This window comes from Acinetobacter sp. FL (assembly GCF_040744925.1).
GTDB lineage: Bacteria > Pseudomonadota > Gammaproteobacteria > Pseudomonadales > Moraxellaceae > Acinetobacter > Acinetobacter radioresistens.
On record NZ_CP160437.1, the window covers coordinates 635,119 to 648,239 of the forward strand.

The 13,121-nt window shown below is 43.1% G+C and carries 10 protein-coding genes; 4 read left to right on the forward strand and 6 right to left on the reverse strand.

The window, feature by feature from the left end; translation table 11 throughout:
- Window positions 1-5: 5 nt before the first annotated feature.
- Window positions 6-710 carry a nitroreductase gene (locus tag ABZP31_RS02915; RefSeq protein ID WP_034671157.1) on the reverse strand — a complete coding sequence of 235 codons (705 nt, stop codon included), beginning with the start codon at window positions 708-710 and terminating at the stop codon, window positions 6-8.
- A gap of 386 nt (window positions 711-1,096) precedes the next feature.
- On the opposite strand from ABZP31_RS02915, the gene ABZP31_RS02920 reads away from it, so the two are divergent.
- The 3 genes from ABZP31_RS02920 (at window position 1,097) to ABZP31_RS02930 (ending at window position 5,853) form a co-directional block, all read left to right on the forward strand.
- Window positions 1,097-2,437, forward strand: a complete 1,341-nt coding sequence (locus tag ABZP31_RS02920; RefSeq protein ID WP_111280514.1) for a DcaP family trimeric outer membrane transporter — start codon at window positions 1,097-1,099, stop codon at window positions 2,435-2,437.
- A gap of 612 nt (window positions 2,438-3,049) precedes the next feature.
- Window positions 3,050-4,285 carry a sodium/glutamate symporter gene (gene gltS / locus ABZP31_RS02925; protein ID WP_005016037.1) on the forward strand — a complete coding sequence of 412 codons (1,236 nt, stop codon included), beginning with the start codon at window positions 3,050-3,052 and terminating at the stop codon, window positions 4,283-4,285.
- Window positions 4,286-4,377: 92 nt separating this feature from the next.
- The gene (locus ABZP31_RS02930; protein ID WP_005024851.1) at window positions 4,378-5,853 is read left to right on the forward strand and encodes a sodium:alanine symporter family protein; all 1,476 of its coding nucleotides are present in this window, start codon (window positions 4,378-4,380) and stop codon (window positions 5,851-5,853) included.
- Window positions 5,854-5,891: 38 nt separating this feature from the next.
- Here ABZP31_RS02930 and chrA read toward each other — a convergent pair whose 3' ends face one another.
- Window positions 5,892-7,100, reverse strand: coding sequence for a chromate efflux transporter (gene chrA / locus ABZP31_RS02935; protein ID WP_248134414.1), 1,209 nt, complete (start codon window positions 7,098-7,100; stop codon window positions 5,892-5,894).
- Window positions 7,101-7,236: 136 nt separating this feature from the next.
- Between chrA and ABZP31_RS02940 the strand changes: the two genes are divergently transcribed.
- On the forward strand, window positions 7,237-8,241 hold the full coding sequence (locus tag ABZP31_RS02940; RefSeq protein ID WP_034683954.1) for a patatin-like phospholipase family protein: 1,005 nt from the start codon (window positions 7,237-7,239) through the stop codon (window positions 8,239-8,241).
- A 557-nt stretch (window positions 8,242-8,798) separates the two neighbouring features.
- On the opposite strand, the gene ABZP31_RS02945 is transcribed toward ABZP31_RS02940, so the two are convergent.
- From ABZP31_RS02945 to ABZP31_RS02960, 4 genes are read right to left on the reverse strand one after another with little or no spacing between them, the layout of a single operon-like run.
- Complete coding sequence (locus ABZP31_RS02945; protein WP_248134412.1) at window positions 8,799-9,452, reverse strand: CoA transferase subunit B; 654 nt, start codon at window positions 9,450-9,452, stop codon at window positions 8,799-8,801.
- Window positions 9,453-9,454: 2 nt separating this feature from the next.
- Window positions 9,455-10,162, reverse strand: a complete 708-nt coding sequence (locus ABZP31_RS02950) for a CoA transferase subunit A (protein ID WP_005406924.1) — start codon at window positions 10,160-10,162, stop codon at window positions 9,455-9,457.
- Between the two features lie 29 nt (window positions 10,163-10,191).
- The gene (locus ABZP31_RS02955; RefSeq protein ID WP_248134410.1) at window positions 10,192-11,097 is read right to left on the reverse strand and encodes a hydroxymethylglutaryl-CoA lyase; all 906 of its coding nucleotides are present in this window, start codon (window positions 11,095-11,097) and stop codon (window positions 10,192-10,194) included.
- Window positions 11,094-13,085, reverse strand: a complete 1,992-nt coding sequence (locus ABZP31_RS02960; RefSeq protein WP_005404327.1) for an acetyl/propionyl/methylcrotonyl-CoA carboxylase subunit alpha — start codon at window positions 13,083-13,085, stop codon at window positions 11,094-11,096. The genes ABZP31_RS02955 and ABZP31_RS02960 overlap by 4 nt, the downstream gene beginning before the upstream one ends.
- Window positions 13,086-13,121: the final 36 nt, after the last annotated feature.

A 13,121-nucleotide genomic window follows, 5' to 3' on the forward strand; every position in this document is an offset into this window, starting at 1 on the left:
GTGGTTTAATCCAGAAAAACTGCAAAATTTTCTACCGGTTCGCGTGGAGTAATAAACGTATTAACCAGTGCTTCTGGGTCGGCGTAGCCTAGCGCAACTGCGCAAACCAGTTCTTCATCTTCCGCAGCGCCCAGAATTTCTAAAACCAGAGGGTGAAAATGATTCCAGGCAGCTTGCGGGCAAGTATCTAAACCGCGAGCTTTAGCGGCAACCATCACATTCTGGATCATCATAGAAATATCCATCTTCGACCCGATTCCCATAATTTTGTTAACGGTAAAAAACAGACCAACTGGTGCATCGAACAGTTTGAAATTACGTAACTGCTGCTCAGCCATTTTTTCTTTTTCTCCTTTTTGAATGCCTAGCAAACCATATAGCCCCCAGCCATTCTCACGACGCCGGTCAATAAAAGGGGAAATCCAGGTAGAGGGATAGTAGGCAAAAGTTTCTTTATATTGTGCTGCCAGTTCTGGATGTTGACTGCTTTCAATCTGAGCCTGACATACGGCTTCAACTAGAGCATCACGCTTTTGGCCATAAACAACATATACTTTCCAAGGCTGAGTGTTGGTACCGGAAGGCGCATAGCTGGCTACTGAAAGAATATCCCGAATCAGTTTTGGGTCTACTGGAGTGGATAAAAATGCGCGGACTGAATGACGGGAAGTGATGGCTTCATCGACATGGCGAACTTGCTCAGGGTTCATAAAAATACCGGGTTCAGGCTGATTTATAGTTACTTCTACTATATACAATAGTCTTATAAATAAAATAATAGCTTTATATACCGGTTTATAACCTTAAGAATAATAAGGTATTTGTGTTTTATATCACAAAAAACGATCGTAAATTTAAAAATAGACGTTAAAACTGATTTTAATAACAAAGAGAACTTGTTACATTAGCCCTAAGTAATACACATTATGTTACTAACAACGGAATTTTAGCGTTTTTATTTTAATTTTTGTAAGCATTTAAGTGCAGTACTTTTAAAAGAGTTTGGCAGTACTTAAGGAATAGCATAATTGAACTTGCAGGCTGACCTGGCCAACCTTGCACGGATGCGGACATAATAATATTTCTGGAGATTAGGATGAGCAAAGTATCTAGCCGAAAAGCTTTTCTGCCACAGGGACTCGCGGTTGCAGTTGCTGCACTGATGATGAACTCGGCACATGCCATGACAGAACAACAAGAGCTTCAACAGCTTCGTGCTGAGGTTAAAGAACTCAAGGCATTGATTCACCAGCATTTACCTCAAGCTTCCAATCAGGGGCAAAATACTGTAGCAAGTTCTTCAGCACTGCAAGCTACACCTCAAGTTGTACCTTTATCTCAGCAGTCTGGTAATAATGCCAGCCCGCCGGCACCTGCTACGCCTGCAACCGGTTTAACAGCCCGTACAGCAAACGGTGCGGAAGTTAAGCTTTACGGTTTTGTCCGTGGTGATGCAGCTTATCAGTTTGAAGGTGGAAGAGGGATCTTTAACCGCATTAATACAGTAACTCTGGATAATGCGTCAGATAAGGAAGCCACTGAAGATCGGTTTGATGCCACTGCGACTACTACACGTATCGGAGTGGATTTTAAAACTCCAATCCAGGGTGCAGATATTGGGGGTAAAGTTGAAGTCGATTTCCGTGGTGGAAGCAGCAATGACACAGTACGTATTCGTCATGCCTACCTGACTTATAATGACTGGCTGTTTGGTCAGACTACTTCTTCATTCCTTTCTTCTGAAACCACACCAGAAATGTTGGACTTTAATGCACCGCTTGGTATCGGAACCTACCGTACTCCAATGGTACGTTATAGCCATACTCTAGATGCCAATACCCGCTACTTCCTGGGTCTGGAAAAAGGTAATGATGATAACCGTCTGCCAGCAGCTACTGCTAAAATTAACCATAAATTTGCTGATGGTGCAGGCGTAGTAACTGGTCGTGCGCTGTTACAGGAAGTGCGCGCGAGAGCTTTAAATAGCACAACAAATCAACCAGCGCCTTATTTCGATGAAACAGAATTAGGCTGGGGTCTGGCAGTGGGTGCCAACTTTAAACCAACTGACCAGTTAACCTTAAATGCTGATTATTCTCATGTTAAGGGTGATGACAAGTTCCTGCTTTACACAGAAAACCGTTATACCCCTGAGGGCGATGGTATTGAGCTGAATGAATTTAATGCTGTGTCTTTAGGCGCGACCTACAAGTTCACACCGCAGTGGCGTAGTACCTTGGGCTACGGCGCAATATTCTATGATGATGCAACTGGCTCGCAAAATGATCAGCTACAACAAGGCTGGTTAAACGTAATGTTTAATCCGGTTAAACCAATCACTTTTGGTGCTGAATATGTGTATGGTGAGCGTGAAACCGCTGCCGGTGACAAAGGTAAAGATAATCGCATTGGCATGATGGCTAAATATGATTTCTAAATCATTGTAAATAAACTAAAAACTGAGGCACATGCCTCAGTTTTTTTATATTCAAATAAGAATTTTTCTTATATTTTCGACTAATTCAAATAAAAATGAAGTAAAAAGGTCAGACTAAGGTCGTAGATAAATTTGCAATCCCCCCAAGACATCCCTTAAAAAAAACTGCATAATCAGCAAATTTTTTAATCTGTACACCCAAGATAATTTAACTTCCATCGAGTCAACTTCTAGGTAGTATTCTATAGAAGAACTCATTCAACAGTTTGGAGCTTATAATGAGTTTATCTCTCAGTATTAAGCCTGTTCAGCAGTTTCAACATGTATTTACCCATACATTAAAGTTGCTGTGTTTTGCATCCCGGATGGGGGTCCAAATGCAAAGGCCATGTTTCTTCAATATAAGGCAAGATGTAATACAGTCGAGTTTTGATACTTTCCGTTCTTAGATAGAACAGTTCATGTATCCTTAACTTAAAGACGCGATACATTCTTGTGATTACAGCATGCTTTAATTTATTTGAAGTAAAGTTGCCTATAGATTATAAAATCGGCATTTTATATAAAATAAAGTATGAAGAAAGACATTAGCCATATTTGATGGATCTTCTTATGGAATTTACCTTTAATGCGTTTTACACGCTTATTGCAGCAGTAATTGTTTTACTTCTTGGCCGCTTCCTTGTAAACAAGATCGGTTTTCTGAGTCGTTATAACATTCCCGAACCTGTGGCCGGTGGTCTGGTTGCTGCGGTAGTCTCGTTACTTGTGCATTCCCTCTGGGGTTACAGTATTACTTTTAGCAGTGAGTTACAGACCAGTTTCATGCTGATTTTCTTTGCTTCCATTGGCCTAAGTGCCAACTTTATGAAGCTAAAAGAAGGTGGTATCGGTTTGGTGGTATTCCTGATCTGTGTTGCTTCATTTATTGTAGTACAAAACGCAGTCGGTATGAGTCTGGCCAGTTTGCTGGGAGTTGATCCGCTGATCGGTCTGATAGCAGGTTCAATTACTCTGACCGGTGGGCATGGTACAGCGGGTGCCTGGGGCGAAATCCTGGAAGTTGAACACGGTATTCAAGGCGCACTTGCTCTGGGGATGGCCAGTGCAACATTCGGTCTGATTATTGGCGGTATTATTGGCGGCCCATTGGCTAAACTTTTAATTAACCGATACAACCTGTCTCAGCCACGCACCGTGCGTCAGATTAATGATCGGGACACACATCCTGCACCCGATTTTCCCGAGCTTGCACCTTTTGAAAATCCGCATCAGGTACGCCTGATTACTGCTGACAATGCGATTACGACCTTGGGCATGTTCGCTGCCTGTCTGGCCTTTGCCGAGTTTATGACGGGTTACAGTAAAGGTACCTGGTTTGAACTACCAACCTTTGTATGGGCTTTGGGCGGTGGGGTAGTTCTGCGTAACGTTCTAGAAAGTATATTCAAAGTTGATATCTTTGATCGTGCAATTGATGTCTTTGGTAATTCTTCACTGTCACTTTATCTGGCTATGGCACTGCTGTCTTTAAAACTGTGGCAACTGGCTGATCTGGCAGGTCCACTGGTAGTGATTTTAGGCGCACAGACTTTAACTATGGCATTGTATGCAGCTTTCATTACTTTCCGGGTAATGGGCAAAAATTATGATGCCGCAGTACTGGCTGCTGGCCATTGTGGTTTTGGTATGGGCGCAACCCCAACAGCGGTTGCAAACATGCAGGCGATTACCAATATGTATGGTCCATCACATAAAGCCTTTTTGATCGTACCATTATGTGGCGCTTTCTTTGTTGACCTGATCAACGCAACCGTGATTCAGCTGATTCTAAAATTCTTTGCTTAACAGGCATTCATAAAAAAGTCCCCCTCATACGGGGCTTTTTTATTGAGGTTAAAGTCGGCGATATTTTACAAATTTGAGTAGCAAGAGATTGTATGGATGAACAACTAAATACCCGTTTAATGGCTTGGGTAAGTTTCTTTAATGATCCTTTATGGGATTTTCTGGTGGTCTTTCTGGTGGTGGTTGGAGTGTTTTATACACTTCTAACCGGCGCAGTTCAGATTCGCCTGTTCTTACACAGTATCCGTGTAATGAAGGGCAGCCGTAAAGAAGGTGACGATCAGCATGGTATTACCCCGTTTCAGGCTTTTGTTACGGGTCTGGCGAGTCGGGTTGGGGTAGGGAACGTTGCAGGTGTCGCAATTGCAATTGCAATTGGCGGTCCGGGCGCCGTATTCTGGATGTGGTTTACTGCATTTCTGGGGATGAGTTCAGCATTTGTTGAGTCCTCACTGGCACAGCTATTTAAAGTACGTGATCATCAGAACCAGCAATTCCGTGGAGGGCCAGCTTATTACATTACCCAAGGTTTAAAGCAGAAATGGTTAGGCGTTGTATTCGCACTCTCTCTTATTTTAGCTTATGGCTTTGTATTTAATGCAGTACAGGCTAACTCGATTGTAGATGCAACTGCTCATGCCTGGGGCTGGGACCGTGCAAATGTTATGCTTGATCTGGGTGGACTGGGTTTTGAAGTTTCTTGGGTTGGCGTAGTACTGGTCATTATGACCGCAGCAATTATTTTTGGTGGAATCAAGCGTATTGCGGTCGTGGCAGAGCGTATGGTGCCATTAATGGCTGTGCTCTATCTGGCAGTTGCACTTTATATTGCCATAATAAATTTCAGTATTCTTCCAGATATATTCAAACTGATCTTTACTGAAGCCTTTAAGTTTGATGCTGCTGCGGGTGGTTTTTTTGGTGCAATGGTATCGATGGCCATGATGCAGGGTATTAAACGTGGCCTGTTTTCAAATGAAGCCGGCATGGGGTCTGCACCGAATGCTGCAGCTGCTTCAGATGTAAAACATCCGGTAGACCAGGGGCTAGTACAGATGCTTGGAGTATTTGTAGATACCTTTGTAGTGTGCTCATGTACTGCGATTATCATTCTGGCTTCCGGTCTGTATCATGAAGCAGGTTTTGAGGGCGTTACGCTCACCCAGATGGCATTGGTCAGTCAGATCGGTAGCTGGGGTGATGATTTTCTGGCCCTGATTTTATTCTTGTTTGCTTACTCTTCTATTATCGGGAATTACGCCTATGCTGAGAGTAACGTTCAATTTATCAATAATCAGCCAAAAGTCATGTTTGTATTTCGTCTTCTGGTACTGGCAATGGTATATTTTGGCGCGATTACCAGCGTACCACTGGTCTGGTCAATGGCGGATCTATCCATGGGCTTAATGGCAACAATTAACCTGTTTGCTATTTTACTCCTGACGCCTTTCTTGCGAATGTTATTGAAAGATTATAGCTCTCAGCTTAAAAAAGGCATTAAGGAGCCGGAATTTAAAATAGATAAGTATCCGGAACTCAAGAAGAAAGTCGATTCAGATATTTGGTAGAACCTGTTTAAAGCTCCTTGCGAGGAGCTTTTTTATGATCAGAAATAAAGTGAAAATAAAAAATAGCCTAAACATGAGAGTGGTAAACTCAATAGAACCGGAATTTTACTGTTCAGTAAAGCAATAACAAGTCCAACAAAAATTATATCACTCCAGTGCTGGATACCTTTTTGTCCGAGCTGCACTACCATCGCCAGCAGTAAACCGACTACTGCGGCATTGATTCCATAAACTGCAGCCTGAATTTTTGTCTGCCTTAATAAGATAGACCAGTAAGGCAGTGTTCCGAAAATCAGTAAAAATGAAGGAAGGAAAATGGCGGCTGTAGTAATCGCTGCATTAATTAATGGAGAAGAAGTAACCGGTAAGAATGCACCCAAGTAAGAAGCAAAAGTAAATAAAGGTCCAGGTACAAGCTGTGCAAAGGCATAACCTAGTTCAAAATTTGATTCTTCAATTAGTCTGGACGTTACCAGTTCCTGGTATAAGAGAGGAAGCACAACATGTCCTCCGCCAAATACCAGTGAGCCTGAACGGTAAAAACTTTCAAATATTTGTACAGCAAAAGAAGGTGCCCACCATTGCATGATAAAAAGTAATATAAACAGGCCAACAAATATCAACAGCCAATAATAGGCACGAAAGGGCGTAGAGACAGTCTTTTGTATTTCTGGCTGATCTTTTATAACTATTGGTACAGCAAGTTTCGCTGTATGAACGCAGTATAATCCTGCCACGCCACCCAAGATAATCACCAGCAGCTGGCTCATGGCTAGCGGTATAAAATAAATAATAAGTGCTGAAGCTAGCATCAGAATAAATTGCCAGACCGTACTGCAGAAGTTTTTTAACATTTGCCAGAAAGCAAAAATTACGACAGCCAGTACGATAAGTTGTACTGTATGAAAAACTGATGAAGAAAGCCAGGAAGACAGGGAAACGCTCAGTAGTGCACAGCCCAGCATTAAAATTATAGAGGGTAAGGTGAAACCAAGCCAAGCCAGAAGAGCGCCCCCATAACCCCTTTGTAAGTAACCGATACCGAGTCCAACCTGACTGCTGGTAGGGCCGGGAAGAAGCTGGGCTAATGCGACCAGTTGCGTATATTCATCGCTAGTCAGCCAGCAATATTTTTCAACAAAGGTGCGGTGAAAAAAGACCAGGTGTGCAGCTGGTCCTCCAAATGAGGTACAACCCAGTTTTAAAAAAATAAGAAAAATAGTGAGATACTGAACAGATAAATTCATGATCGATATTCTTCTCACAAATGGCTTGAGTTTAAAGTCCAATCATGACAATTTAAATAAATTTTATACAGCAATTTCTGAAATGTACTTCTACAATTCCTTTTTCAGAAAAATAACTCAGATCTCTCAAGTGCCCATGAAACAGCTCACATTCTGCTTACTCTGGATGAGTCTGGTCGGCCTGACCGGCTGCCAACATTTTAAAACATCTGAGCCACAGGCTGCACAGATGGTCACTGATGCACGGGCACAGTTTGAAAAGGTTCCTTTTGCTCAGATTAAAACACTAGAGCAGCGGCCAGTTGTGGCTTTGGTCTTGGGTAGCGGCGGTGCCCGGGGCTATGCGCACATAGGGGTAATTGAGGTTCTGGAGCAGCAGGGAATCCGTCCAGATTTTATTGTGGGAACCAGTGCGGGCAGTATTGTAGGTTCTATATATGCCAGTGGAAAATCTGCAAAAGAGCTGCGGAGTATTGCTCTTAATATGAAAGCCACTGATGTACGCGATATTACCCTGGATATGAAAGGCTTTTTTGATGGCAAGAAAGTTGAAGACTATATTAACCAGCAGGTTGATAACATGCCGCTGGAAAAAATGAAAATACCTTTTTATGCAGTAGCCACTGAACTCAAAGAGGGTGCCCGTACTGTATTTAACTATGGAAATACCGGACAGGCAGTACGCGCATCGGCATCTATTCCGAGCATGTTTATTCCTACCCGTATTGGTGATAAAGAATATGTTGATGGGGGACTGACCAGTCCGGTACCGGTTGAGGTGGCACGTGATCTGGGCGCTGATATTATTATTGCAGTTGATATTCTGGCACAGCCTACTCATACCGAAACTTCAAATGTCTGGGGGCTGTTTAATCAGAATATTAACATCATGCAGAACCGGCTAGCTAATGAAGAGTTGAAGTATGCTGATATAGTGATCCAGCCTGACTTACATGAAAAAGCCCATATTTTTGATGTGCGTGGGCGTGAAGCCAGCATGCAAGCTGGTCGGGAGGCTACCTTGGAAAAACTGGAAATGATTGAACTGGCTATTGAGACTAAATATAACAATCAGCAGAGAGACGACCAGAAAAATCTTACTGCGCTTAATGATACGGCTGCTATCAAAACTAATAGGTAAAAAAAGAGCCCCTGGTTGGGAGCGAGAGTGAAGGGGCCCTAAATGGGAGCTAAGAAAGCCATTATCTGACTTTCTTATCCCAGCTGAGGAGAACAATGACCTTGAGATCTCTGGAGTGAAATAAAAGGGTCATTGATAAGCTCATGATCAGTTTGCAATATGCTTAGCAAACTGTATATTGAAAAATGCAACTAATTCGAGAACTTATGTAAACATTGTCAGTATAAATGCAGGCTAAATAAAAACTTTTATAAGTATTTAATTTATTTATAAAATTAGCTGACTGGAGATAATTTTTATATTTTGTAGAAATTATAGGCAATTTTATAGATTGATTTAAAAGAGAATAATTCTTATTATTTGGATTCCTTTCTTATATGTAATATAAAAAAAATATATTATAGATACACTCTTAATTTTTTTTTACAAAGTTTAACACGTCCTTAATAGTTAATTATTCACTTTAAATTTATATCCTAATTGAATTAAATTTTTTAGTTCCCAAAGCTTATTAAAGTGGCTGTTTACAACCACTTTAATATCTGTATTCAAATATTTTAATCTGCCAGTTCTGTAGAAATTGTATTGATGAGCCTGACTCCGGTTACAGCCTGAATATCTTCAAAACTTACCTGTTCAGCCAGTTCAATCAGCTCGATTCCCTGTTCGGTGACATCCATTACCCCTAAATCTGTAATAATCCGGTGGACTACACCTTTACCTGTAAGTGGCAGGCTACACTGTTTTACAATTTTTGGTGTTCCGTCTTTCGCACAGTGCTCCATCAGTACTACGACTTTTTGTACACCTGCAACCAGATCCATGGCTCCGCCCATGCCCTTAACTTTCTTGCCCGGAATCATCCAGTTGGCCAAGTCTCCCTGTTCGGAAACTTCCATTGCCCCTAAAATCGCAATATTGACGTGTCCACCACGAATCATGGCAAAGGATTCAGCACTTGAGAAAAATGCAGCGCCCGGCCGGGCTGTTACGGTCTGCTTACCCGCATTGATCAGATCAGCATCCACCGTTTCTTCAGTTGGAGACTCCCCAATCCCCAGTAAACCGTTTTCAGACTGGAGCCAGACATTGACCTGTTCTGGAATATAGTTGGCGACCAGGGTCGGCAATCCAATACCCAGGTTGACATAAAATCCGTCTTTAAGCTCCTGTGCGGCACGCTGTGCCATTTCATTACGTGACCAGGCCATATTTATCCCTCCGCCGTTTTCAGTGTCATCTGTTCAATCCGTTTTTCAGGTGTGGCATTGAGTACAATACGGTTAACATAGATTCCCGGCAGGTGAATAGCGTCCGGATCCAGCTCACCAATCTCGACAATCTGTTCAACTTCAGCCACGGTAATTTTTCCGGCCATGGCACAGACCGGATTAAAGTTCTGTGCGGTTTTACGAAAGACCAGATTTCCGGCTTTGTCGGCTTTATAGGCTTTAACCAGCGATATATCGGCTGTCAGTGATTCTTCCATAATATAGGTTTTGCCGTTGAACTCTCGCTCTTCCTTCCCTTCAGCAATGAGAGTGCCTACGCCGGTCTGGGTAAAAAATGCTGGAATACCAGCACCGCCGGCCCGCAGTTTTTCGGCCAGCGTACCTTGAGGGGTAAGTTCAACTTCAAGTTCACCACTCAGGTATTGACGCTCAAATTCTTTATTTTCTCCCACATAGGATGAAATCATTTTTTTGATCTGACGGGTAGCCAGCAGCTTTCCTAAGCCGAAGTCATCTACGCCTGCATTATTGGAAATACAGGTAAGATTCTTAACACCCGTTGCCTGTAAGGCATCAATAAGTACTTCAGGAATACCACACAGGCCGAATCCGCCTACAGCAATCTGCTGACCATCCTGTACAATATCTTTTAACGCATCGGATGCTGAGGGATAAACTTTATTATTCATAGGACCTCATCCTTAATTTTTTATGGACTTTATACAGTGCAAAGTTTTTGTTTATAGGCCTGTGCAAATTTAGACGGATTAGGCCGATGCAATACCTCTGCAATATAGTCTGCAGCTGCTATCAGTTTTTCGAGCTGTATGCCCGTATCAAAACCCATCTGGCTAACCAGATAATAGACATCTTCAGTTGCAACATTACCTGAAGCACCTTTGGCATAAGGACAGCCACCAAGTCCGGAGATTGAAGAATCAAAGCTACGGATTCCTTGCTGAATCGACTCATAGATATTAGTAATTGCCATGCCATAAGTGTCATGAAAGTGCCCAGCCAGAGCTTCTTTTGGCAGGAGTTCAAGACATTCTCTCCAGACTGCGCGAACCCTTAACGGTGTAGCGGTTCCAATAGTTTCACCTAACGATACTTCATAACAGCCCATGTCATATAAAGTCTTTGCAACTTCTGCAACTTTCTGGGGGGAAATTGCACCTTCATAAGGGCAATCCACCATACATGATACATAACCACGCACCCGAATATTATGCTGTTTGGCCTGTTGCATAATATCTTGAAAGCGTTCAAGGCTCTCCTGAATCGAACAATTAATATTTTTCTGAGTGAAGCTTTCTGAGGCTGCCGTAAAAACTGCAATTTCCTGACACCTCACCTGAAGGGCGGCTTCAAAACCTTTCAAATTAGGAGTTAGCAGACTCAGTGAAATATCATCCTGTTTCGGGAGCTGTGCATAAAGTTCATCACTGTTAGCCATTTGTGGAACCCACTTTGCCGATACACAAGAGCCCACTTCTATCGCTTTAATCCCTGTTGCCATCAGGCGGGTGAGAAACTCGTAACGCTGTTGAAAAGTGATCACACTTTTTTCATTTTGCAGGCCATCACGTGCACCGACTTCAACAATCCTGATACTTTCATTCATGCAGAGGCCTCCGCTTCAATACAGAAATCCAGCAATTCATCACCCGCAGCGACCTGATCACCAGACTGGAAGAACAGATTGTTAATGATACCGTCCTGTGGTGCCCGGATGGTATATTCAATTTTCATAGCTTCCAGTGTCATAAGCGGTTCATCTTTTTTGACCTGAGCAAACTGCTCTACCAGTACCTGAGTAATAATGCCTGGCATAGGTGCCTTAAGATTACCTGCTTCTTCAACCCCGCCTTCTACATGGGCATACGGATCAATAATTTCAAACTCATAGGGTTGTGCGTGTTCAAAGAGCACCAGACTTGAGTCACACTTTACAAAGCATAGCTTATGTTGATGATTATCTATCTGGAGATGGGCTGTATTAGATGCAGTCAGTTCGCCAGAAATTTTAAAATCTTGATTATGGACCTTGACCAGATAGCCCTGTTTTAAGATAGCCAGTTCAATATCATAAATTTCCTGCTGATGGCGTAACTGAACATGGGTTTTAGCCTGCTGGTTCAATCGCCAGAAGTTAGGCTGTTGCCAAGGATCATGCGGCAGGGAGTGCTTTAACGTCTGCTGAAGCAGATGGAGGACAGCAGCTTGTGCCAGTAGAGATGGTTTAATCTCAGGCTTTGAACTGAACAGCTGGATATTTTCACGCTCGATCAGTCCAGTATCTAAGTTTGGCTGGCTAAATGATCCAGTCCCCACCAGACGGTGCAGGAAAGCTACATTATTACCCACACCCTGAATATAAAAGTTTTGCAAGGCATGCTGCATCTGGCGCAGTGCATCCTGACGGGTTTTGCCCCAGACAATCAGCTTGGCAATCATCGGGTCATAAAAGCTGCTGATGCTGTCGCCCTGAATAATGCCGCTATCTACCCGCACATGTGCATTCTGCTGTGGGTATTGCAGAAAATGAATTTTACCAATCGAGGGTAAAAAGCCATTATCTGGATCTTCTGCATAAATCCGAGCTTCCAAGGCATGACCTTGAATAGAAAGATCTGCCTGAGCTTTAGGTAGAGGCTCACCATAGGCAACCCGTAGCTGCCACTCGACCAGATCCTGTCCGGTAATCATTTCAGTCACCGGATGTTCGACCTGCAGGCGAGTATTCATTTCCATAAAATAAGCTGTACCATCTTGCTCGACAATAAATTCGACTGTACCGGCACCTACGTAGTTGACAGCGCGTGCGGCGTCAATCGCAGCTTGGCGCATGGCCTCAAGTTTTTCTTCTGACATCAGCGGAGCAGGGGCTTCCTCCAGAACCTTCTGGTGACGGCGCTGTACTGAACAGTCACGCTCAAACAGATGAACATAATTGCCATGCTTGTCACCAAAAACCTGAACCTCAATGTGTCTTGGGCGCGTGACATAACGTTCAATTAATACATCTTCATTACCAAAACTTGATCGAGCTTCGCTCTTGCATGAGGTCAGAGAACTTAAGAAGTCTTCACTGCGTTCCACCAGACGCATGCCTTTACCGCCACCACCTGCACTGGCTTTAATCAGCACCGGGTAGCCAATCGCATCGGCCTGCTGTTTTAAAAAATCCGGCTCCTGATTTTTGCCATGATAACCTGGTGTCAACGGCACACCGGCCTTTTCCATGAGTGCTTTAGAGGTAGCTTTTAGACCCATTGCCCGGATTGCTTCCACCGGCGGCCCAATAAATTCGATACCATTTTGCTGGCAGGCTAGTGCAAAATCATCATTTTCAGATAAAAAGCCATAACCCGGATGGACCGCTTCTGCACCGGTTAGCAGTGCTGCTTCTATAATCCGTTCAATTTGCAGGTAACTTTCACTGGCTGGAGCACGACCAATACAGATGGCTTCATCTGCCTGTTTAACATGCTGTGCCTCGGCATCAGCTTCAGAATAAACCGCAACAGTTTGAATGCCGAGTTCCTTGGCAGTACGGATGACACGACAGGCAATTTCACCACGGTTCGCAATTAAAATTTTCTTAAACATAATCCTTTATCCTGCTTTTTATGATTTTGTGGAAAA

What these genes read in the sequence shown, in the direction of transcription:
- ABZP31_RS02915 (WP_034671157.1), bottom strand. Translation starts at nt 710, where the DNA reads ATGAACCCTGAGCAAGTTCGCCATGTCGATGAAGCCATCACTTCCCGT.
- ABZP31_RS02920 (WP_111280514.1), top strand. Translation starts at nt 1,097, where the DNA reads ATGAGCAAAGTATCTAGCCGAAAAGCTTTTCTGCCACAGGGACTCGCG.
- gltS (WP_005016037.1), top strand. Translation starts at nt 3,050, where the DNA reads ATGGAATTTACCTTTAATGCGTTTTACACGCTTATTGCAGCAGTAATT.
- ABZP31_RS02930 (WP_005024851.1), top strand. Translation starts at nt 4,378, where the DNA reads ATGGATGAACAACTAAATACCCGTTTAATGGCTTGGGTAAGTTTCTTT.
- chrA (WP_248134414.1), bottom strand. Translation starts at nt 7,100, where the DNA reads ATGAATTTATCTGTTCAGTATCTCACTATTTTTCTTATTTTTTTAAAA.
- ABZP31_RS02940 (WP_034683954.1), top strand. Translation starts at nt 7,237, where the DNA reads ATGAAACAGCTCACATTCTGCTTACTCTGGATGAGTCTGGTCGGCCTG.
- ABZP31_RS02945 (WP_248134412.1), bottom strand. Translation starts at nt 9,452, where the DNA reads ATGGCCTGGTCACGTAATGAAATGGCACAGCGTGCCGCACAGGAGCTT.
- ABZP31_RS02950 (WP_005406924.1), bottom strand. Translation starts at nt 10,162, where the DNA reads ATGAATAATAAAGTTTATCCCTCAGCATCCGATGCGTTAAAAGATATT.
- ABZP31_RS02955 (WP_248134410.1), bottom strand. Translation starts at nt 11,097, where the DNA reads ATGAATGAAAGTATCAGGATTGTTGAAGTCGGTGCACGTGATGGCCTG.
- ABZP31_RS02960 (WP_005404327.1), bottom strand. Translation starts at nt 13,085, where the DNA reads ATGTTTAAGAAAATTTTAATTGCGAACCGTGGTGAAATTGCCTGTCGT.